Genomic DNA, 19,762 nt, shown 5'->3' on the forward strand with positions numbered 1-19,762 from the left:
TGGAAGGAATCTTATTCCTTCTCGGCAATATAAGGGTCATTAAAGCCCATAGATTGCATAATCTCTGTTTCGAGGGATTCCATTTCTTCAGCTTCATCGTCCTCGATATGATCATAACCTAGCAGATGTAGAGAGCCGTGTACAACCATATGAGCCCAGTGGGCTATAACTTCTTTATGCTGTTCTTTTGCCTCTTTTTCAACTACCTGTTTGCAAATAATTAGGTCGCCAAGTAAATTTATGTCAATTCCTTCAGGAACTTCAAAAGGAAAAGAGAGCACATTTGTTGGTTTATCTTTGCCGCGATATTCGAGGTTTAACTGATGGCTTTCTTCTTCATCAACCAGACGAATAGTGACTTCAGCTTCTGGTTGAAATTGAGTCACTGTTGTTTGTAACCACCTTTGAAAATCAGCTTCGGCAGGGAGTCCGTCAGCGCTCTCTACCGCAATTTGCAGATCCAATTCTATACTCATTTATGCTCCTGCTGAGCCTGACAGCTCTGCTTTTTGTGCTTCTAGCAGTTTAGTTTCGCGTTCTTCTCTGCGTCGTTGCTCGGCTTCCTTACGGTCTTTCTGATCTTTCTTTTCCCACTTCTCGTAGGCATTAACGATCTGTGCGACAACCGGGTGGCGTACAACATCGTCTGCCTGGAAGAAGTTAAAGCTGATCTCATCGACTTCAGATAGCACTTCAATGGCATGGCGTAAACCAGATTTAGCACCGCGTGGCAGGTCAATCTGCGTAACGTCACCAGTGATAACCGCACGAGAGTTAAAGCCGATACGAGTCAGGAACATCTTCATCTGCTCTACAGTGGTGTTCTGGCTTTCGTCGAGAATAATAAAGGCATCGTTAAGAGTACGACCACGCATGTAAGCCAGTGGTGCCACTTCAATAACGTTACGTTCAATCAGTTTCTCTACGCGCTCAAAACCAAGCATTTCAAACAGAGCATCATAAAGAGGGCGCAGATATGGGTCGACTTTCTGGCTAAGATCACCAGGAAGGAAGCCCAGTTTTTCACCCGCTTCTACTGCCGGGCGGGTAAGAAGAATACGTCTGATTTCCTGACGTTCTAACGCATCTACAGCAGCAGCAACAGCAAGGTAGGTTTTACCAGTACCAGCAGGCCCTATGCCGTAAGAAATATCATGGGTTACCATGTTGACCAGATATTGAGCCTGATTAGGGGTACGAGGTTTGATCACCCCTTTTTTAGTCTTAATGAAGACTTCTTTACCGTGCTCAATGGCTGATTCACTGTTTTGCTCCAGTACACCAGATTCTTTAATGGCAAGGTGAATTTGCTCAGGTTCAATATCAGCGATTTTTCCTTTTACTTGAGCAGTTTCTACATAAAGAGTTTTAAGTATCTCAAGTGCAGCCGCTGCGGTATGTGGCTTACCAACAATGGAGAAGAAATTGCCGCGGTAATTGATTTCAACGCCTAAGCGTCTTTCAAGGTGTTTGATATTGTCATCGAATGGACCACACAAGCTGGATAGTCGGTGGTTATCTGCAGGCTCCAGATCAATTTCCAGAGTAACGATTTTATTGCTCAATCTAGTCTCTCAATATATTGAGCCCGATTACGACCGGGCTCTTTGATTAGTTAATAGTAAGTGTAGTACATCATTCTTGATGTTTATCTAAACTCTAAGGCGTAAAAGTTGCAACGCCTAATTCATCTTCTCGACGAGTTTTTTCCATCATTTCACTTGGAGAGGTCACTACACGAAGGTCCATTTCTTTCTCTGTACGTACTAGCTCACCACGAAGTGAGTTCGGGAATACGTCGGTAATTTTCACATCAACGAACTGGCCGATAAGGTCAGCAGAGCCTTCAAAGTTTACAACGCGGTTGTTCTCGGTACGAGCACGTAACTCCATTAGGTTCTTCTTAGATGGGCCTTCAACCAGAACGCGTTGCTCGGTGTCCAGCATCTGACGGGAGTAGCGCATAGCCTGGCTGTTTACCTGCTGTTGCAGTTCATACAGGCGCTCTTTCTTGGTTTGTTCAGCAAGATCACATGGGTAATCCGCTGCTGGTGTACCAGGACGTGGAGAGAAAATAAAGCTGAAGCTCATGTCGAAATCGACATCTTTGATTAATTTCATCGTGTCCTGGAAATCCTGGTCGGACTCACCTGGGAAACCGACGATAAAGTCTGAGCTGATATGAATATCAGGACGAGCCTTACGTAGCTTACGAATAATAGATTTATACTCGATAGCGGTATGAGGGCGCTTCATCATAGTCAGGATGCGGTCTGAACCACTTTGCACTGGTAGGTGAAGGAAGCTCACTAGCTCAGGAGTATCCTCGTATACCGCAATGATATCGTCAGTGAACTCAAGCGGGTGGCTTGTTGTAAAGCGAATACGGTCGATGCCATCGATGGATGCAACTAAGCGCAGCAGGTCGGCAAAAGAGCAGATGTCACCATCATGCATTGGGCCACGGTATGCGTTTACGTTCTGGCCAAGTAGGTTTACTTCTCGTACACCTTGTTCTGCAAGTTGCGCAATCTCGAACAGTACATCATCCATAGGACGGCTAACTTCTTCACCGCGAGTGTATGGCACTACGCAGTAAGTACAGTATTTCGAACAGCCTTCCATGATAGAAACGAACGCAGTTGCCCCTTCTGCACGAGGCTCAGGCAAGCGGTCGAACTTTTCAATCTCAGGGAATGAAATATCCATCACAGGTGCTTCGTTGCTGCGTGATGATTTAATCATCTCTGGAAGACGGTGCAGAGTTTGCGGGCCAAAGATAACATCAACAAAAGGTGCACGTTCACGGATATGATCGCCTTCCTGTGTTGCAACGCAGCCACCTACACCAATGATCACGTCTTCCTTTTTGTCTTTAAGCGTTTTCCAGCGGCCAAGTTGGTGGAATACCTTTTCTTGCGCCTTTTCACGGATCGAACAGGTGTTAAGGAGAAGTACGTCTGCCTCTTCTGGATCTTCGGTCAGCTCGTAACCGTTAGCGGCATTAAGCAGATCGGCCATTTTTGATGAATCGTATTCGTTCATCTGGCAGCCCCAGGTTTTAATTAGCAGTTTCTTACTCATCTCACATTTCGCTCGTAATTAAATCTTTAAATCGTTCAAGCACATACCATTCGCCACTGATAGCTATTACTATAGAAGGCAGTTTTATGGCTTGTTATCTGGTCGCTTTTTCGTCAGTGTCTCTCTGATTTGGAGTTCGTACAAAAGCGAGCCGCGTATTGTACTGCTTTAAAAACCAACTGACCAGTACTCATATTCAACAGGCTTGTTCTCAGTGAATGGTATAGAAGTTATAGAGATGGATAAATTTGATATCGCTGTTATTGGCGGGGGAATGGTTGGCGCTGCAATAGCGATTGGCGTAGCGAAATCAGGAAAGAGCGTGGCACTTGTCGAAGGCAAAGCGCCGGAGTCTTATTTACCTAACCAGCCAATGGATATTCGTGTTTCCGCTATCTCTCATAAGTCTGTTGACCTGCTTAAGCAACTTGGTGCGTGGGATGATGTGCTTGAGATGCGCGTATGTCCATATCGTCGATTGGAGACATGGGAACACCAAGAGTGCAGAGTTAAATTTGACGCTGAATCTCTTTCGTTAAACCAGTTGGGCTATATCGTCGAAAACAGGTTGATACAGCTGGGGCTGTGGAATCAGTTTGAACAGTACTCAAGTTTGTCTCTGTTTTGCCCTGATTCTTTGGAGAAAATAGAGTTTTCTGACGATTCGAATGTCGTCGTTCTCAAGTCGGGTAAAAAGTTGGAAGCGAAATTGGTAATTGGCGCTGACGGTGCGAACTCACAGGTAAGAAGTCAGGCTCAGATTGGTGTTACCGCATGGGATTATCGCCAACACTGTATGCTTATCAACGTAGAGACTGAACGCCCTCAACAAGATATTACTTGGCAGTGGTTTACACCTTCTGGTCCAAGATCATTTTTACCGCTTAAAGGGAATCAGGGATCGCTTGTCTGGTACGACTCTCCAAAACGAATTCGACAGTTGCAAGCTATGTCACCGGAAGCGCTGAGAGAAGAGGTTCTGGCCTATTTTCCTCGTGAGTTGGGTGATATTGAGGTTTTGCAGTCTGGTTATTTCCCTTTAACTCGTCGTCATGCGCAGAAGTATTCAAATAAGCGCTGTGTACTTGCTGGAGATTCAGCTCATACGATTAATCCGTTAGCAGGGCAGGGGGTAAACATCGGTTTTAAGGATGTACAGGTTCTGCTGGATATTTTTGCTAAAGAAGATTGGGATAGTGAATCTGCGCTGGCTGAGTATGAAAGGCGACGTCGCCCGGATAATTTGTTGATGCAGTCGGGGATGGACTTTTTCTATAAGAGCTTTAGCAATGAGCTGTTGCCGCTGAAAGTGCTTAGGAATGTCGGTTTTAAGATTGCTGAGAATTCAGGACCTATTAAGAAACAGGTTTTGAAGTATGCATTAGGGATTTAGTGGAACTAGCATCTTAGGATACTTATACGGCATACCGGGAATGCTTTACTCCGTTACCGCATAAGGCATATATACGTTAGTAGCTTCGATATTTACTCTGCATGTTTACTACGTAAAGCACACCCAGTATACCTAAACGGAATCTTTTACTGTGTAATAACGGTATATCAGGAGAACTCTACTCCGCTAACCGCATAAGACTTTTCGAGGTTTTAAATATCAAATTTCTGCTCTATGCATGTTTGCTGCGTAGAGTTCGCCTGATACACCTGCCAGGTAGGACAGAGTGCATCAAGCACTATGCGGAATACTGGGTATGCTTTACTCCGTTACCGCATAAGACATAAGTGCGTTAGTAGTTTGATATGTTTACTTTGCATGTATACTGCGTAAAGCACACCCAGTATACCTCTGAATAGGTGTAGGAAGCTCTACTGCTCTCGCTCCAACTGTCCCTGTTGGAAAGCATACCAGATTTGATACTGTACAAGAGGTAAATTTCAGGCATAAAAAAACCACCAATTAAGGTGGTTTTTTTAATAATGGTGCGGAAGGAGAGACTTGAACTCTCACACCTTGCGGCGCCAGAACCTAAATCTGGTGCGTCTACCAATTCCGCCACTTCCGCAACTTAATCTGTAGTTAACTAAGCCATTGGTGAGTTCAATCAACGTTGTAATAATGGCAGGGCTACCTGGATTCGAACCAGGGAATGACGGGATCAAAACCCGTTGCCTTACCGCTTGGCGATAGCCCTACAGAAAACTCATAAGAGCATTCTAAATAATGGTGCGGAAGGAGAGACTTGAACTCTCACACCTTGCGGCGCCAGAACCTAAATCTGGTGCGTCTACCAATTCCGCCACTTCCGCATGTTTTGTATTTTTACCGACTGAATTGGATATCAGTAAAAAATTGTAATGGCAGGGCTACCTGGATTCGAACCAGGGAATGACGGGATCAAAACCCGTTGCCTTACCGCTTGGCGATAGCCCTGCAGAAAAACTCAAAGAGTTATTCTAAATATGGTGCGGAAGGAGAGACTTGAACTCTCACACCTTGCGGCGCCAGAACCTAAATCTGGTGCGTCTACCAATTCCGCCACTTCCGCAAAATTGTTGTAGAGAGATTTGAGATGGTGCGGAAGGAGAGACTTGAACTCTCACACCTTGCGGCGCCAGAACCTAAATCTGGTGCGTCTACCAATTCCGCCACTTCCGCGTCTCAAATTTTCTACAGGTTTATCAGCTAATTGGTAAAAGCTAATAAACTTTTAATAAATGGTGGCTACGACGGGATTTGAACCTGTGACCCCATCATTATGAGTGATGTGCTCTAACCAGCTGAGCTACGTAGCCACTATATGCTTTTCAGCAAAATAATGGCAGGGCTACCTGGATTCGAACCAGGGAATGACGGGATCAAAACCCGTTGCCTTACCGCTTGGCGATAGCCCTGCAGAAAAACTCAAAGAGTTATTCTAAATATGGTGCGGAAGGAGAGACTTGAACTCTCACACCTTGCGGCGCCAGAACCTAAATCTGGTGCGTCTACCAATTCCGCCACTTCCGCAAAATTGTTGTAGAGAGATTTGAGATGGTGCGGAAGGAGAGACTTGAACTCTCACACCTTGCGGCGCCAGAACCTAAATCTGGTGCGTCTACCAATTCCGCCACTTCCGCGTCTCAAATTTTCTACAGGTTTATCAGTCAATTGGTAAAAACTAATAAACTTAAATAAATGGTGGCTACGACGGGATTTGAACCTGTGACCCCATCATTATGAGTGATGTGCTCTAACCAGCTGAGCTACGTAGCCATACCGTTTGGGCGAAGTAATATAATATAAACTTAACCCGTTGAACAGTACTAATTGTACATATTCAAAAATTAATGTCAGAACAAGTTAAACTCTGTTATGCCATTAACTTAATAATGGCAGGGCTACCTGGATTCGAACCAGGGAATGACGGGATCAAAACCCGTTGCCTTACCGCTTGGCGATAGCCCTGCAGAAATACTCAATGAGCATTCTAAATAATGGTGCGGAAGGAGAGACTTGAACTCTCACACCTTGCGGCGCCAGAACCTAAATCTGGTGCGTCTACCAATTCCGCCACTTCCGCATTATTTCCTAAAGACTTTCGAAAAAGTACTTAGGAAATGGTGGCTACGACGGGATTTGAACCTGTGACCCCATCATTATGAGTGATGTGCTCTAACCAGCTGAGCTACGTAGCCATCAAATTTTGGTCTCGAACATTGAGTTGCCTCAGTGCCGAAGACGGAGCGCATTATGCGTATCTGCAGGAAAACCGTCAACTACTTTTTTTAATAAAATGCTTTTCATTGACTGTTCGAGTCTTTTTTAAGCAAAACGCCCTATTTGTACCCAAAAAGTCTCAAAAAAATTAACATCATTGGAAAGAAAATTAGGTGATGGGTAATAGGCAATGCATACATGTAGTATGGTTATACGAACATGTCTTCTTTTTTGGTATCTATATTTATTTAGTTATTTATAGATTGGTCGAGAAATTTATAGGCAGATATGAATTCCCACGCCGGAGCGTGGGAACTAAAGAAACGATTAATTACTGTTAATGCGCAGGAATTTTTGTTCGTAGCAATGAAAAAGCGCGGAGTTTACGAATGTAAATGAGCACCTTTGAAGTAGCTTCGGACGAAAATAACCAGCAATAACAATAATTATTATACGTTGAAGCGGAAATGTACGACATCACCATCTTTAACGATGTAATCTTTACCTTCCAGACGCCACTTGCCCGCTTCTTTTGCACCGCTTTCACCGTTGTACTCAATAAAGTCGTCATAACCAACAACTTCCGCACGGATAAAGCCTTTTTCAAAGTCAGTATGAATCTTACCAGCAGATTGAGGAGCAGTAGCGCCGATTGGAATTGTCCATGCGCGTACTTCTTTAACACCAGCGGTAAAGTAAGTCTGAAGAGCGAGTAGCTCGTAGCCAGAACGGATTACACGGTTCAATCCTGGCTCTTCGATACCCATATCTTCAAGGAATTCTTCACGATCTTCGTCATCAAGTTCTGAAAGTTCAGACTCAATCGCAGCACATACAGGTACAACAACCGCATTTTCTTTAGATGCGTGCTCACGAACCTGATCAAGGAATGGGTTATCTTCAAAGCCATCTTCGTTGACATTAGCAATGTACATAGTTGGCTTTAGCGTGAGGAAGTTAAGGTAGCCAATTGCTGCCAGTTCTTCTTTAGCTAGCTCTACACTACGTGCCATTCCACCTTCAGTTAGCACAGGCAGTAGTTTTTCAAGAACAGTGATTTCGAACTTCGCATCTTTGTCACCGCCTTTTGCACGTTTAGCCTGACGCTGAATCGCACGTTCACAAGTATCAAGGTCAGCCAGTGCAAGCTCTAGGTTAATGATTTCGATGTCCTCAAGAGGAGAAATTTTACCTGCAACGTGAACGATGTTTTCGTTCTCAAAACAGCGAACTACGTGACCAATCGCGTCAGTTTCACGGATGTTAGCCAGGAATTTGTTACCAAGGCCTTCACCTTTAGAAGCACCGGCAACCAAACCAGCAATATCCACAAATTCCATTGTGGTTGGCAGAACACGTTGTGGGTTAACGATTTTTGCCAGAGCGTCCAGACGTAGATCTGGCACAGGAACAACACCTGTATTTGGCTCGATAGTACAGAAAGGGAAGTTTGCTGCTTCGATTCCCGCTTTTGTTAGTGCGTTAAACAGGGTTGATTTACCTACGTTAGGCAGACCAACTATGCCACATTTAAAACCCATGATAGTAACCTTATTCTGCTTTGAATGTATGTAAGCGGTTTTGTGCTTTAGTTAAGCCGTCTTTTAGTAATATGTCGAGGCTGCGAACAGACTCATCAACTACGGCTTCAATACACTCCTGCTCTTTAGCAGGGGCTTTACCTAATACGTAACCGGATACTTTGTCTCTGTGTCCCGGATGGCCAATGCCTATCCGAAGACGATAAAATTCTTTGTTGTTTCCTAACTTGCTGATGGTGTCTTTCAGGCCATTGTGTCCACCGTGACCACCACCTTTTTTAAACTTACCTATACCTGGCGGAAGATCGAGCTCGTCATGAGCAACCATGATCTCCTCTGGCTTAATTTGGTAAAACTTGGCAAGTGCGGCTATTGCTTTCCCCGAGAGATTCATAAATGTCGTAGGAACAAGCAGACGCAGGTCATGCCCGTTCGCTATGATTCGACCCGTTAACCCAAAAAACTTAGGTTCATTTTTTAGAGTAACATTGTGTACTCTTGCTAATTCCTCTATCACCCATGCACCAGCATTGTGACGAGTTTTGGCGTATTCAGGACCTGGATTGGCAAGGCCAACCAGCAGTTTTATCTCTTGACTCAAGGTTAGGATCTCTCTTGGAATCGAAAAAAGCGCCGTATGGTAGCACATCTTCTAGCCGACAGGCTATAGATTGCCGGCATAGCAACACTCTCGAAGTCAACGGACTAAAACAAAACACCCAGCACAACAGGCTGGGTGTTTGAATACGATGAAGTTGCAAAACGTAATGCCCTTAGTGGCTTATTTTGCAATCTCTCTTACTTAGAGTTAAACATTGCAGAGATAGATTCTTCGTTGCTAATACGACGAATCGCTTCTGCTAGCATGCTTGATAGAGTTAACTGAGTAACTTTACCAGTTGCTGCCATTTCTTTAGTCAGAGAAATAGAGTCAGTAATGATCACCTGATCAAGTACTGAGTTCTTGATGTTCTTAACAGCGTTACCAGAGAATACTGGGTGAGTTGCGTAAGCAAATACACGCTTAGCACCACGCTCTTTAAGAGCTTCTGCTGCTTTACAAAGTGTGCCACCTGTATCGATCATGTCATCAACGATAACGCAGTCACGCCCTTCGACTTCACCGATAAGGTTCATTACTTCTGATACGTTCGCACGAGGACGGCGCTTATCTACGATAGCAATGTCGATGTTGCCAAGTGCTTTTGCCGTTGCGCGAGCGCGAACAACACCGCCAAGGTCTGGTGATACAACAACAGGATCTTCCAGGCCACGAGTTAGCATGTCATCAAGCAGTACAGGAGTACCAAAAATGTTGTCTACAGGAACATCGAAGAAGCCCTGAATTTGCTCTGCGTGAAGATCAATGGTAAGCACGCGGTCTACACCAACGTTTGAAAGGAAATCAGCAATCACTTTCGCTGTAATTGGCACACGAGCAGAACGTACACGACGGTCCTGACGAGCGTAGCCAAAGTATGGGATTACAGCTGTGATACGGCCTGCTGAAGCGCGACGCATTGCGTCGATCATTACCACTAACTCCATTAGGTTGTCGTTAGTTGGTGCACACGTTGATTGGATAATGAAAACATCACTACCACGAACATTTTCGTTAATTTGTACAGCGATCTCGCCATCTGAGAATCTGTCTACAGTAGCATCACCAAGGGAGATGTATAGGCGGTCAGCAATACGTTGTGCTAGTTCGGGTGTAGCGTTACCAGCAAATAGCTTCATGTCAGGCACGGTGGAAACCTCAAGGTTGCGTCCAGTTTTTAAGTAGGTTGGATGATGTCTGATTTGTAATCAGACAGTCTCTTATTCAAAGGAGAAATATTTTTCCCCTGTGCAACAAATGCAGAGACATTGTCAGATAGTTTAACACGGGTATTCTTAGCGTCTTTTTCGCTTAAAAATTCAGCAAAAACGCAAGATCCGGTACCCGTCAATCTTGACGGCGCGTATTGTAGCAGCCATGAAAGTTGCTTATCAACCTCTGGATAGGTTAATCGTACGATTTTTTCGCAATCGTTTACGTATGATCCGGTTAACAATTCGGTACTGCTTCGCTTTGGCGTATTTCGTGTTAGATCTGGATGGCCAAATATTTCTGCTGTAGAGATACTGACATCTGGTCTTACGACCAAGTACCATTTTTCTTCAGGGCTCACTCTTTCCAGTTTTTCACCAACACCTTCAGCAAATGCAGCAAACCCACGGACAAAGACAGGGACATCGGCACCGAGTTTTAATCCTATGTCTGCAAGCTCATCTTCAGAAAGATTCGTTTGCCACAAGTAATTGAGTGCAACCAATGCCGTTGCAGCATTCGAAGAGCCCCCGCCAATGCCGCCACCCATAGGCAAAATCTTCTTTAGGTCTATTTTGGCACCGAATGAACATCCTGCCTTTTCTTGTAGGGCTTTTGCTGCCTTCCAGATAAGGTTATCTTCTACGGCAAGCCCTTGTATTTCTGGTGTTATGACAATTTCTGGTTGATCAGTCGCTTTAATTGTTAACTCGTCACCATAATCCAAAAACTGAAATAATGTCTGCAGATCATGATACCCGTTGTCACGACGACCGGTAATATAGAGGAATAAATTGAGTTTTGCCGGAGAAGGCCAGTGAGTGGTGCCTTTAATCATGTTTAGATAATCCACTTAGATACAACAATTTTTAAAGAGGTTTGATCCTGAGTCATCTTCATCATATAGGGGAGTGGGATACTTCCAACGGCCTGATAGCTCTCGTAGTTGAGGTTCCATATTTTTGTCCCCAGCTTTTTTGATAATGACTGGAGCGTATTAGTCTCTTCATTCAGATCAAAGCTGTCTGTAGATGTCGGTAAGCCTTTTAGCCAATCCTGCATATACGTAACAGGAATAACTAGCCCTGTGAGTCTATACACTAACAGAGTTGCATTTTTATCCTGGTACTCATTACCATCAATATCTACGACGGTCGCACCTTCCGGTGTCATCGTGATGTTCAGCACCGTTTTTCCAAGAAAAGTGGTTAATCTGAGCTGGCTTTTTTCCGGGGAGTGATTCCAGGTGAAGTTTAAACTCTGAGTAACATCGGGGCTCTTGTAACCAAGTTTACCGGAGGCACGGTATGTGTCGATTTGGGATAACAGTCCCTCATGATTTTGCCATTCAACACTTTTTGTTGATTGCTCCGGTATGCTTTCACATGCGGTTAACAAAATTAGAGGAACGATAGACAGAAAAAATCGATATAAAGTTTTCATGCGTTAGATTTATTAAGCCAAGTAGGTTAGTTGCAGACTATACCATTCAATCCAAATGAAAATAAGTCTCAGATATGAATTGGTTTTTCTCTAAAACCCTACCCCTTTGGAGGTAATTGTTCATAAACGTGCTGTTCATATAGTAGGCGCAAGTTGGTTTAAGTCACGAAGTAAGGAAAACAGTGATGTGTGACACTTTTATTAGGGTGGGGCATCAAGTAAAATTCTTCCTTTGTCTGTGTTCCAAATCGAGAAACCTATACACATGTCTTTGCTTGCTATTGGTATCAATCACAATACAGCGTCGGTTGAGTTGCGAGAAAAGGTTGCTTTTTCACCAGAGAAACTAACTGAAGCGCATAAACAATTAGAATCGGATGCAAATGTAAATAGCGGCGTAATTGTCTCTACCTGTAACCGAACAGAAATCTATTGCGACGTTAAAAAATCGAGCAAGAACAAGGTTATCGATTGGTTGACCCAGTTTCATCAGATCACTCCTGAAGAGCTCATGTCCAGCCTCTATATCTACGAAGAGCAGTCGGCAATCAAACATCTTATGAGAGTCTCTTGCGGCCTTGATTCGCTAGTGTTAGGTGAACCGCAGATCCTCGGACAGGTTAAACAAGCTTACACCAGTGCCCGAGAGTATCGTGCAGTCGATGGAACCATGGAAAAGCTGTTCCAAAAAACATTCTCTGTCGCTAAGCGAGTGAGAACCGAAACAGAGATTGGTGGTGCTGCAGTTTCTGTTGCTTATGCAGCATGTACCCTGGCCAAACACATTTTCGAATCGTTAACGGATTCTACTGTCTTATTAGTTGGTGCAGGTGAAACAATCGAGCTAGTGGCGAAACATCTTGCAGACAATGGTTGTGAGAGTATGATTGTCGCCAACCGAACCCGAGAAAGGGCTCTCGGTCTGGCAGATGAGTTTAATGCAGAAGTCATTAGCCTGTCTGAAATCCCTGACCATCTTCATCGAGCCGATATTGTCATCAGTTCTACTGCAAGTCCATTGCCTATCATTGGTAAGGGGATGGTAGAAACAGCAATAAAAAAACGCAGACATCAGCCTATGCTTATCGTAGATATAGCAGTTCCTCGAGATGTAGAGCAACAAGTAGGTGAGTTAAGAGACGTTTATCTTTATACTGTTGATGATTTACAATCAATCGTTGAGCAAAATATTGAACAGCGAAAAGTAGAAGCAATCGAAGCAGAAGCGATTGTGACAGAAGAGAGTGCCGCGTTTATGACGTGGCTCCGCTCTCTTCAGGCAGTTGATAGCATCCGGGATTATCGTACGTCGGCAAATTCGACCAGAGAAGAACTTCTGGCGAAAAGTCTGCAAAGCCTTCAATCTGGTGGTGATCCGGAAAAAGTACTGCTAGAACTGAGTAATAAGTTAACGAATAAGCTTATCCACGCTCCAACCCGTGCGTTGCAACTTGCCGCTGAAAAAGGAGAGCCGGATAAGCTTTCTGTCATTCGACAGGCTCTTGGTCTTGAGGACCTTCAACAGAATTAAAGAAGATTATGAAACCGTCCATTCTAACTAAGCTGGAAACCCTTGTAGAGCGATATGAGGAAGTTCAGCACCTTCTTGGCGATCCTGAAATTATTGGTAACCAAGACAAATTCCGCGCTTTATCAAAAGAATACTCTCAACTTGAAGAGCTGACAAAATGCTTCCAGGCATATCAGCAAGCTCAGGACGATCTGATTGCCGCTGAAGAGATGGCGAAAGAAGATGATGAAGAGATGCGCGAAATGGCGCAAGAAGAGATCCAAGAAGCGAAAGCAGCGATTGAGCGCCTGAGTGATGAACTTCAGATCCTTCTACTCCCAAAAGATCCAAATGACGAGCGCAACTGCTTCCTCGAAATTCGTGCTGGTGCGGGCGGTGATGAAGCGGGCATTTTTGCGGGCGACCTTTTCCGTATGTACAGCAAATATGCTGAAAAGCAGGGCTGGCGTATTGAAGTAATGAGCTCAAACGAATCTGAGCAAGGCGGTTACAAAGAGATGATCGCCAAAGTAAATGGCGATGGTGCATACGGAGTTCTGAAATTTGAATCTGGTGGTCACCGTGTTCAGCGTGTACCTGCGACCGAATCCCAGGGGCGTGTTCATACCTCTGCTTGTACTGTCGCAGTAATGGCAGAGATTCCGGAAGCCGATCTGCCAGAAATTAAAGCGGCAGATCTGAAAATCGATACATTCCGTGCATCTGGTGCAGGTGGTCAGCACGTAAACACCACGGATTCAGCTATTCGTATTACTCACTTACCGACTGGCACCGTTGTTGAATGTCAGGATGAGCGTTCACAACATAAGAACAAAGCAAAAGCGATGTCAGTGCTTGCAGCCCGAATTGTACAGGCAGAACAAGAGCGTCGTGCTGCAGAAGTGTCAGATACCCGACGTAACTTGTTAGGTAGTGGTGACCGTAGTGACCGTATCCGTACCTATAACTATCCTCAGGGTCGTGTTTCCGATCATCGTATCAACCTGACGCTATACCGTCTGAATGAAGTGATGGAAGGCGATCTTCAAAGCTTGGTTGATCCTGTGCTGCAGGAACATCAGGCTGATCAGTTAGCAGCTTTGGCTGAACAAAACTAACTGAATGGATACTCAATCCTCTATTGAGCAATCCTTAAAGACGGCAATATCAGAACTGCAATCAAGTGGAACTGAATCGCCGTCTTTGGATGCTGCGGTGCTTCTTTGCCACGTTCTGGATAAGCCAAGAAGCTATTTGCTTACCTGGCCAGAGAAAATTCTCGATGAATCTCAACAGGAAGCGTTTCGCCATTTGTTGGAACGACGTATTTCTGGCGAGCCTATTGCTTATATCATCGGTGAGCGAGAATTCTGGTCACTACCACTGAAGGTTTCTCCCTCTACACTCATTCCTAGACCAGATACTGAGAGATTGGTAGAGCTTGCGCTGGATAAAGCCCCGCAAGGAAAAGTATCAATCTTAGACTTGGGAACAGGAACGGGTGCAATAGCATTAGCACTAGCTTCTGAGTTGCCAGTAGCCGATGTGTTTGGCGTGGACATCAGAGAAGAAGCCCAGCAACTGGCGACAGAAAATGCTGTTCATCTCAATATCACCAACTGTCGATTTCTTCAGGGAAGTTGGTTTGACCCCATAGAAAATGGAACAAAGTTTGCTTTAATTGTTTCAAATCCGCCTTATATAGAAAAAAGTGACCCGCATTTGACGCAGGGAGATGTTCGTTTTGAACCGCTGTCTGCTTTGGTTGCTGAAGAAAAAGGTCTGGCGGATATAAGGCACATTGCGACGAACGCATTAAATTATATTCAGGAACACGGATGGCTGCTGTTTGAGCACGGTTTTGAACAAGGCGTTGATGTTCAGAAATTGATGATTGAACTTGGCTATCGTAATGTAACTACCGAAAAAGACTATGCCGGAAATGACCGTGTAACAATGGGTCAGTACTTCGGTTAACAGAAGTATCAGGACAAAATAAAAGCGAGAAAAAATGTATTTTGCCTTAAAACATATCCACCTTTTAGCTATCGCCTTAAGTGCGATTCTCCTTTCTATTCGCTTTGCTCTTATCATGGCTGAGTCTGATAAAGTGAACGCAAAAATCTTCAAAGTAACGCCACATATCGTTGATTCTGTGCTTATTGTTTCTGGAATTGCTCTGGTATTTGCACTGGGCTTTGTTCCTTTCACACCTGGCAGTGAGTGGTTTACTGAGAAGGTAACTTGCATTCTTGCTTACTTTGCTCTAGCTATGTTTACGCTTCGAATTGCTAAAGGAAAGCTAATCCGCACATTTGCCTTTTTTGGCGCATTAGGTTGGTTATTTATGGCTGGTCGCATTGCAGTGACTAAGCTACCAGCACTTATGGGTTAAGCTATGTTTGAATTGTTTGATGAAGACTTAGACAATATGGAACTGGTTGAGGGGGCGTTGGCACTGAATGTAGCGATTAACCCTGAAACAGAGGTTCAATGGGTAGAACAAGAGCTTCAGAGACTATTGAAAGAAGCAGAGCTAACTTTGGTTCATGAGACAGATGAAAAACAGAAGTTTGAATCTTTCTTGCGTCTTTTTTACTACGAGTGGAAGTTCTCTGGTGATGCAGATGCGTACTTTTCTTCGGAAAATGCCTTTATGGATAAGGTGCTTGAAAGAAGAAAAGGAATACCAGTGAGCCTAGGTTCTCTATTGCTATATTTTGGCAGAAAGCTAGGGTTTCCTGTGGAAGGTGTCGCTTTCCCGACCCAGTTTATTGTTAAAGTTAACTGGCATGACGACAGAGCACAGTATATCAATCCGTTTAACGGAGAGTATGTTGCTGAAAAAGTGCTTGCTGCTTGGCTGATTGGCCATGAAGGTCCTTTAGCGAAATTGGAAAGTGAACATTTGGAGTCTTCAGATAATCCAACGGTCATTGGTCGTTGGTTGGCAATAATCAAGAGCGCACTGTTAAGAGAAGAACGCTATACTCTTGCACTGAAGTGTACTGATTTAGCACTGACTTTTGTGCCAGATGATCCTTATGAGATACGTGATAGAGGGTTTATCTATCAACAACTTGATTGTCATCAGGTTGCCAAACTGGATTACGAGTTTTTCATCGATCAGTGTCCTGAAGACCCCGCTGCTGAGCTATTAAAAGCTCAGGTAAAAGCACTGAATGAAACACCGACTGTTTTTCATTAATTAAATTTGAATTAGAGAGAAGAAAATGGAGCAAAAAATCGTTCACGTTGGTGACATCCCTGTTGCGAACGACAAGCCATTTACCCTATTTGCAGGGATGAACGTTCTTGAGTCTCGTGATCTTGCGATGCAGATCTGTGAGCACTATGTGAAAGTGACAGAGAAACTGGGCATTCCTTACGTATTTAAAGCTTCATTCGACAAAGCGAACCGCAGTTCTGTTCATTCCTATCGTGGTCCTGGCCTTGAAGAAGGTATGAAAATCTTTCAAGAGCTGAAAGATACCTTTGGTGTGAAAGTGATTACTGATGTTCATACGGAAGCTCAGGCTCAACCTGTTGCCGATGTTGTTGATGTCATCCAGCTTCCTGCTTTTCTTGCTCGCCAGACTGATTTGGTTGAAGCAATGGCTAAAACCGGGGCGGTAATCAATGTTAAAAAGCCTCAGTTTATGAGCCCTGGTCAGGTAGGCAATATCGTAGAGAAGTTTGGTGAATGCGGTAACGATAACATCATTCTTTGTGAGCGAGGCTCATGCCACGGCTACGACAACCTAGTGGTCGATATGCTTGGTTTTGGTGTTATGAAGAAAGCTTCGAAAGGTAGCCCGATCATCTTCGATGTGACGCATTCTCTTCAGATGCGTGATCCAAGTGGTGCTGCGTCTGGTGGTCGTCGTGAGCAGACAGTTGAACTGGCGAAAGCGGGTCTGGCTACAGGAATTGCTGGTCTGTTTATTGAAGCGCATCCAAACCCGGAAAAAGCGAAGTGTGATGGTCCTTCTGCGTTACCTCTGGATAAGCTTGAACCTTTCCTGGCTCAAATGAAAGCTCTAGATGATCTGATAAAAGGTTTCGATCATATCGATATCAAATAAATGATATTTAATTAAAAAATGAGAGCCGACCCACCTTGGGTCGGCTTTTTTATTGCTGTTATTGTGAGATTGATACTAGAATCAACAGAACTAGAAAGTATTCACAGGCTGCATGCGTGTAAGTCTTATTTTTCGCTTGCTATCACAGTTTGATTGTTACCAATCTGTCATATTTCATGCGCTAAGTTTTCACATTAATGCTTTAACATTTTTGACTACATTTATTGCAGTTTGTATTACTTAAGGTTTTATAGGTACCCACATTGCGTGGGTAGTGTAAAAAGGGAAGCTTTTCGAGCTTCCTTATTGGTGTACGTATACTGATACGCCAGCTTATCCCCTCAAATTAGAAAGGTGAAAAAATGAAGGAACGCCTAATTTTCAAGTCAGCAGTGAGCGCAGCGGTACTAGCAGTGTTGGCTGGTTGTGCTTCTGGCCCTAACTGGGAAGAAGATCAGACTTATAAGCTAACTGTACTTCACACTAACGACCATCATGGTCGCTTCTGGCAAAACAAATACGGTGAGTATGGTATGGCTGCTCGCAAGACGTTGATTGACGAATTGCGTGCAGAAATCGAAGCTGATGGAGGTAGTGTACTGCTTCTATCTGGTGGTGATATCAACACAGGTGTACCAGAATCAGACCTTCAGGATGCAGAACCTGATTTTAAAGGTATGAATATTCTTGGTTATGATGCAATGGCATTAGGTAACCACGAATTTGATAACCCATTAGACGTACTTCAGCAGCAGATCGATTGGGCTAACTTCCCTATGTTGTCTGCAAACATCTATGACAAAGATACTGGCGAGCGTAAGTACCAGGCATACCAGATGTTTGAAAAGCAGGGTCTTAAGATTGCAGTTATCGGTCTGACAACTGAAGACACAATGAAGATCGGTAACCCTGAGTACATCAGTGAGCTTGATTTCCGCGATCCTAAAGAAGAAGCGAAGAAGCTTATTGCTGAGCTAGAGAAATCTGAGAAACCAGATCTTATTTTTGCGGTAACACACATGGGCCACTATGAAAATGGTAACCGTGGTGTTAATGCTCCGGGTGACGTAGCTCTTGCTCGCTACCTTGATGAAGGCTCTCTGGACATGATTGTGGGTGGTCACTCACAAGAGCCTGTGTGCATGGAAGGTCCAAACATGTACAACAAGAGCTTCAAGCCAGGTGACGAATGTAAGCCAGATAGCCAGAACGGCACCTGGATTGTTCAGGCGCACGAGTGGGGTAAATATGTCGGCCGTGCAGACTTTGAGTTTGTTAACGGTGAGCTGGAAATGGTGAGCTATGATCTTATTCCTGTAAACCTGAAGAAGAAGATCAAAGTAGACGGCAAGAAGAAGCGCGTATTCATTGAAGAAGAAATCGCTCAAGATCCAGAAATGCTAGCATTCTTACAGCCTTACCAGGAAAAAGGTCAGGAGCAATTAAGTGTTAAGATTGCTGAGACAAACGGCCGCCTGGAAGGTGAGCGTAACATCGTTCGTTTCAACCAGACTAACCTTGGTCGCTTGATTGCTACTGCTCAAATGGAGCGTGCAAAAGCAGACTTTGGCGTAATGAACTCTGGTGGTGTTCGTGCTTCAATAGATGAAGGCGATATCACATATAAAGATGTTTTGACTGTTCAGCCATTTGGCAATGCAATTACTTACACAGATATGTCTGGTAAAGAAGTGCTTGATTACCTAAATGTTGTTGCAACTAAGCCAGTAGACTCAGGTGCTTACGCTCAGTTCGCAGGTATCTCAATGACTGTTGCTAACGGTAAGGTTAGCGATGTGAAAGTTGGTGGCGAACCTCTGGATATGGCTAAGACATACCGTTTCACAATCCCTAGCTTTAACGCTGCAGGTGGTGATGGCTATCCTAAGCTAACTGGTCACCCTGGCTATGTGAACACTGGTTTTGTTGATGCAGAAGTACTTAAGGCATTCCTTGAGGAAAACTCACCTGTTGATGTGAACAAGTTCGCTCCTAAAGGTGAAATGGTTTACAAGTAAGCTTGACCAGTAAAGTCATATAAGCGTAGATTAAGGCGGTGTTTTTACACCGTCTTTTTTCGTTTAGGTGACCTATGACTCCCGCTATAAATCTTCTCAAAAAGAAAAAAATCACTCACACCATTCGTCAATATCAACACGATCCTAACTGCCAGAGTTATGGTATGGAAGCGGCTGAACTGTTGGGTATGGACCCTAAGCAAGTATTCAAAACGCTTCTGTTTTGTATCAATGGTGAACCCAGAAATCTCGCGGTGGCTATCATCCCTGTCGATGCTAAGCTGAACCTTAAACAGGCAGCCAAAGCGATGAAAGCGAAAAAAGCAGACATGGCTGACCCTGATATCGCGCAGAAGACCACAGGCTATATTGTTGGAGGCATCAGTCCTCTTGGGCAGAAGAAGGCACTACCAACTTTTATCGATTTGACGGCTGAGCCTCAGGATTCCGTTTTGGTGTCAGGGGGCAAGAGAGGACTAGATATTGAATTATCACCAAAGGATCTGGCTGCCTTGACGCGAGGGAACTTTGTCGAGTTGATGGCTTGATTTGATAAATAAAGTTCGTCATCCCTGCGAAGGCAGGGAGCGAATTGACTTATATTTTTTATTAA

The 19,762-nt window shown here is 44.2% G+C and carries 17 protein-coding genes and 14 tRNA genes; 9 read left to right on the top strand and 22 right to left on the bottom strand.

Annotated elements, in window-relative coordinates; all coding sequences use genetic code 11:
• Positions 1-11: 11 nt before the first annotated feature.
• The 3 genes from ybeY to miaB all read right to left on the bottom strand — a co-directional run bounded on the left by ybeY (position 12) and on the right by miaB (position 3,084).
• Positions 12-476 carry an rRNA maturation RNase YbeY gene (gene ybeY / locus SNR28_RS13555; RefSeq protein ID WP_375753108.1) on the bottom strand — a complete coding sequence of 155 codons (465 nt, stop codon included), beginning with the start codon at positions 474-476 and terminating at the stop codon, positions 12-14.
• Entirely contained in the window at positions 477-1,565 is a 1,089-nt protein-coding gene (locus SNR28_RS13560) for a PhoH family protein (RefSeq protein ID WP_375753110.1), read from the bottom strand.
• A 94-nt stretch (positions 1,566-1,659) separates the two neighbouring features.
• The gene (gene miaB, locus SNR28_RS13565) at positions 1,660-3,084 is read right to left on the bottom strand and encodes a tRNA (N6-isopentenyl adenosine(37)-C2)-methylthiotransferase MiaB (protein WP_375753112.1); all 1,425 of its coding nucleotides are present in this window, start codon (positions 3,082-3,084) and stop codon (positions 1,660-1,662) included.
• 238 nt (positions 3,085-3,322) lie between these two features.
• On the opposite strand from miaB, the gene SNR28_RS13570 reads away from it, so the two are divergent.
• Positions 3,323-4,477: a 2-octaprenyl-3-methyl-6-methoxy-1,4-benzoquinol hydroxylase gene (locus SNR28_RS13570; protein ID WP_375753113.1), complete on the top strand. Its 1,155-nt coding sequence runs from the start codon at positions 3,323-3,325 to the stop codon at positions 4,475-4,477.
• Between the two features lie 543 nt (positions 4,478-5,020).
• On the opposite strand, the gene SNR28_RS13575 is transcribed toward SNR28_RS13570, so the two are convergent.
• The 19 genes from SNR28_RS13575 to lolB all read right to left on the bottom strand — a co-directional run bounded on the left by SNR28_RS13575 (position 5,021) and on the right by lolB (position 11,536).
• A tRNA-Leu gene (locus SNR28_RS13575) sits at positions 5,021-5,105 on the bottom strand.
• Positions 5,106-5,159: 54 nt separating this feature from the next.
• Positions 5,160-5,234: transfer RNA gene (locus SNR28_RS13580), tRNA-Gln, on the bottom strand.
• Positions 5,235-5,264: 30 nt separating this feature from the next.
• A tRNA-Leu gene (locus SNR28_RS13585) sits at positions 5,265-5,349 on the bottom strand.
• Between the two features lie 49 nt (positions 5,350-5,398).
• Positions 5,399-5,473 (bottom strand) — tRNA-Gln (locus SNR28_RS13590).
• Positions 5,474-5,503: 30 nt separating this feature from the next.
• A tRNA-Leu gene (locus tag SNR28_RS13595) sits at positions 5,504-5,588 on the bottom strand.
• A gap of 25 nt (positions 5,589-5,613) precedes the next feature.
• A tRNA-Leu gene (locus SNR28_RS13600) sits at positions 5,614-5,698 on the bottom strand.
• 60 nt (positions 5,699-5,758) lie between these two features.
• Positions 5,759-5,835: transfer RNA gene (locus tag SNR28_RS13605), tRNA-Met, on the bottom strand.
• A gap of 24 nt (positions 5,836-5,859) precedes the next feature.
• A tRNA-Gln gene (locus SNR28_RS13610) sits at positions 5,860-5,934 on the bottom strand.
• 30 nt (positions 5,935-5,964) lie between these two features.
• Positions 5,965-6,049: transfer RNA gene (locus SNR28_RS13615), tRNA-Leu, on the bottom strand.
• Positions 6,050-6,074: 25 nt separating this feature from the next.
• Positions 6,075-6,159: transfer RNA gene (locus tag SNR28_RS13620), tRNA-Leu, on the bottom strand.
• A gap of 59 nt (positions 6,160-6,218) precedes the next feature.
• A tRNA-Met gene (locus tag SNR28_RS13625) sits at positions 6,219-6,295 on the bottom strand.
• Between the two features lie 117 nt (positions 6,296-6,412).
• Positions 6,413-6,487, bottom strand: a tRNA-Gln gene (locus tag SNR28_RS13630).
• A 30-nt stretch (positions 6,488-6,517) separates the two neighbouring features.
• A tRNA-Leu gene (locus SNR28_RS13635) sits at positions 6,518-6,602 on the bottom strand.
• Between the two features lie 38 nt (positions 6,603-6,640).
• Positions 6,641-6,717, bottom strand: a tRNA-Met gene (locus tag SNR28_RS13640).
• A gap of 471 nt (positions 6,718-7,188) precedes the next feature.
• Positions 7,189-8,280, bottom strand: coding sequence for a redox-regulated ATPase YchF (ychF, locus tag SNR28_RS13645; RefSeq protein WP_375753114.1), 1,092 nt, complete (start codon positions 8,278-8,280; stop codon positions 7,189-7,191).
• Positions 8,281-8,290: 10 nt separating this feature from the next.
• Positions 8,291-8,881, bottom strand: a complete 591-nt coding sequence (pth, locus tag SNR28_RS13650) for an aminoacyl-tRNA hydrolase (protein ID WP_375753116.1) — start codon at positions 8,879-8,881, stop codon at positions 8,291-8,293.
• 197 nt (positions 8,882-9,078) lie between these two features.
• Positions 9,079-10,029: a ribose-phosphate pyrophosphokinase gene (locus SNR28_RS13655; protein ID WP_375753117.1), complete on the bottom strand. Its 951-nt coding sequence runs from the start codon at positions 10,027-10,029 to the stop codon at positions 9,079-9,081.
• A gap of 29 nt (positions 10,030-10,058) precedes the next feature.
• Complete coding sequence (ispE, locus tag SNR28_RS13660) at positions 10,059-10,931, bottom strand: 4-(cytidine 5'-diphospho)-2-C-methyl-D-erythritol kinase (RefSeq protein WP_375753118.1); 873 nt, start codon at positions 10,929-10,931, stop codon at positions 10,059-10,061.
• A gap of 2 nt (positions 10,932-10,933) precedes the next feature.
• Positions 10,934-11,536: a lipoprotein insertase outer membrane protein LolB gene (gene lolB / locus SNR28_RS13665; protein WP_375753119.1), complete on the bottom strand. Its 603-nt coding sequence runs from the start codon at positions 11,534-11,536 to the stop codon at positions 10,934-10,936.
• A gap of 265 nt (positions 11,537-11,801) precedes the next feature.
• Between lolB and hemA the strand changes: the two genes are divergently transcribed.
• The 8 genes from hemA (at position 11,802) to ybaK (ending at position 19,697) form a co-directional block, all read left to right on the top strand.
• Entirely contained in the window at positions 11,802-13,067 is a 1,266-nt protein-coding gene (gene hemA / locus SNR28_RS13670) for a glutamyl-tRNA reductase (RefSeq protein ID WP_375753120.1), read from the top strand.
• Between the two features lie 8 nt (positions 13,068-13,075).
• The gene (gene prfA / locus SNR28_RS13675; RefSeq protein WP_375753121.1) at positions 13,076-14,164 is read left to right on the top strand and encodes a peptide chain release factor 1; all 1,089 of its coding nucleotides are present in this window, start codon (positions 13,076-13,078) and stop codon (positions 14,162-14,164) included.
• A gap of 4 nt (positions 14,165-14,168) precedes the next feature.
• The gene (prmC, locus tag SNR28_RS13680) at positions 14,169-15,023 is read left to right on the top strand and encodes a peptide chain release factor N(5)-glutamine methyltransferase (protein WP_375753122.1); all 855 of its coding nucleotides are present in this window, start codon (positions 14,169-14,171) and stop codon (positions 15,021-15,023) included.
• 34 nt (positions 15,024-15,057) lie between these two features.
• The gene (locus tag SNR28_RS13685) at positions 15,058-15,441 is read left to right on the top strand and encodes a SirB2 family protein (RefSeq protein WP_375753124.1); all 384 of its coding nucleotides are present in this window, start codon (positions 15,058-15,060) and stop codon (positions 15,439-15,441) included.
• Positions 15,442-15,444: 3 nt separating this feature from the next.
• The gene (locus tag SNR28_RS13690) at positions 15,445-16,254 is read left to right on the top strand and encodes a SirB1 family protein (protein ID WP_375753125.1); all 810 of its coding nucleotides are present in this window, start codon (positions 15,445-15,447) and stop codon (positions 16,252-16,254) included.
• A 25-nt stretch (positions 16,255-16,279) separates the two neighbouring features.
• Positions 16,280-17,131 (top strand): 3-deoxy-8-phosphooctulonate synthase, encoded by an 852-nt coding sequence (gene kdsA, locus SNR28_RS13695; protein WP_375753126.1) that lies wholly within the window; start codon positions 16,280-16,282, stop codon positions 17,129-17,131.
• A gap of 362 nt (positions 17,132-17,493) precedes the next feature.
• Positions 17,494-19,149 (top strand): bifunctional UDP-sugar hydrolase/5'-nucleotidase UshA, encoded by a 1,656-nt coding sequence (gene ushA, locus SNR28_RS13700; protein WP_375753128.1) that lies wholly within the window; start codon positions 17,494-17,496, stop codon positions 19,147-19,149.
• Between the two features lie 74 nt (positions 19,150-19,223).
• Positions 19,224-19,697: a Cys-tRNA(Pro) deacylase gene (gene ybaK, locus SNR28_RS13705; RefSeq protein WP_375753130.1), complete on the top strand. Its 474-nt coding sequence runs from the start codon at positions 19,224-19,226 to the stop codon at positions 19,695-19,697.
• The last annotated feature ends 65 nt before the right edge of the window (positions 19,698-19,762 follow it).

Source organism: Vibrio iocasae (assembly GCF_042245395.1).
Lineage (GTDB): Bacteria > Pseudomonadota > Gammaproteobacteria > Enterobacterales > Vibrionaceae > Vibrio > Vibrio iocasae.

Coding starts and splice junctions, on each gene's coding strand:
- lolB (WP_375753119.1), bottom strand. CDS start 11,536: ATGAAAACTTTATATCGATTTTTTCTGTCTATCGTTCCTCTAATTTTG.
- miaB (WP_375753112.1), bottom strand. CDS start 3,084: ATGAGTAAGAAACTGCTAATTAAAACCTGGGGCTGCCAGATGAACGAA.
- SNR28_RS13570 (WP_375753113.1), top strand. CDS start 3,323: ATGGATAAATTTGATATCGCTGTTATTGGCGGGGGAATGGTTGGCGCT.
- prfA (WP_375753121.1), top strand. CDS start 13,076: ATGAAACCGTCCATTCTAACTAAGCTGGAAACCCTTGTAGAGCGATAT.
- ybaK (WP_375753130.1), top strand. CDS start 19,224: ATGACTCCCGCTATAAATCTTCTCAAAAAGAAAAAAATCACTCACACC.
- prmC (WP_375753122.1), top strand. CDS start 14,169: ATGGATACTCAATCCTCTATTGAGCAATCCTTAAAGACGGCAATATCA.
- ybeY (WP_375753108.1), bottom strand. CDS start 476: ATGAGTATAGAATTGGATCTGCAAATTGCGGTAGAGAGCGCTGACGGA.
- ispE (WP_375753118.1), bottom strand. CDS start 10,931: ATGATTAAAGGCACCACTCACTGGCCTTCTCCGGCAAAACTCAATTTA.
- ychF (WP_375753114.1), bottom strand. CDS start 8,280: ATGGGTTTTAAATGTGGCATAGTTGGTCTGCCTAACGTAGGTAAATCA.
- ushA (WP_375753128.1), top strand. CDS start 17,494: ATGAAGGAACGCCTAATTTTCAAGTCAGCAGTGAGCGCAGCGGTACTA.
- SNR28_RS13690 (WP_375753125.1), top strand. CDS start 15,445: ATGTTTGAATTGTTTGATGAAGACTTAGACAATATGGAACTGGTTGAG.
- SNR28_RS13685 (WP_375753124.1), top strand. CDS start 15,058: ATGTATTTTGCCTTAAAACATATCCACCTTTTAGCTATCGCCTTAAGT.
- hemA (WP_375753120.1), top strand. CDS start 11,802: ATGTCTTTGCTTGCTATTGGTATCAATCACAATACAGCGTCGGTTGAG.
- kdsA (WP_375753126.1), top strand. CDS start 16,280: ATGGAGCAAAAAATCGTTCACGTTGGTGACATCCCTGTTGCGAACGAC.